Raw genomic sequence first — 875 nt, 5'->3', positions numbered from 1 at the left:
CTCGGCGTGGTCCTGACGCCCTCGGACGTGGCATGCGTGATGTTCACCTCCGGCTCCACCGGCCGACCCAAAGGCATCCTCTCCACCCACCGCAACCTCGTCTCCACCCTCACCGCCCAGACCTACGCCACCTTCGGCCCCACCGAAACCTTCCTCCAGTGCTCACCCGTCTCCTGGGACGCCTTCAGCCTCGAATTCTGGGGAGCCCTCCTCCACGGCGGAACCACCGTCCTCCAACCCGGACAACGCCCCGAACCCGCCCTCATCTCACACCTGACACAACAGCACCACATCACCATGCTCCAACTCTCCTCCAGCCTCTTCAACTACCTCACCGACGAACACCCCGACACCTTCACCACCACCCGCATCGTCTACACCGGCGGCGAACCCGCCTCCCCCACCCACGTCCACCAACTCCACCAAACCCACCCCCACCTCACCATCACCAACGGCTACGGCCCCGCCGAATCCATGGGCTTCACCACCACCCACACCACCCACCCCGACCACCCCGCCCAAGGCCCCCTCCCCATCGGCCGCCCCCTCACCAACAAACACGCCTACGTCCTCGACACCCACCTCAACCCCACCCCACCCGGCACCACCGGCGAGCTCTACCTCACCGGAGACGGCATCGCCCACGGCTACCTCGCCCAACCCACCACCACCGCAACCACCTTCATCCCCCACCCCTACGGACCCCCCGGCAGCCGCCTCTACCGCACCGGCGACCAAGCCCACTGGGACACCCACGGCAACCTCCACTACACCGGCCGCACCGACACCCAAATCAAAATCCGCGGCTTCCGCATCGAACCCACCGAAATCGAAACCGTCCTCACCACCCACCCCCACCTCACCCAAGCCACCCT

Annotated in this window: 1 protein-coding gene; it reads left to right on the top strand. The window is 66.6% G+C overall.

Annotated elements, in window-relative coordinates; genetic code table 11:
• Window positions 1-27 precede the first annotated feature (27 nt).
• On the top strand, window positions 28-875 hold an 848-nt coding region (locus ACLJTM_RS34600; RefSeq protein WP_411107796.1), incomplete at its 3' end, for an AMP-binding protein.

This window comes from Streptomyces sp. cmx-4-9 (genome assembly GCF_046548835.1).
Classification (GTDB): domain Bacteria; phylum Actinomycetota; class Actinomycetes; order Streptomycetales; family Streptomycetaceae; genus Streptomyces.
Note: the sequence above shows the minus strand (reverse complement) of the source record. Positions and strands in the feature narration are given on the sequence as shown.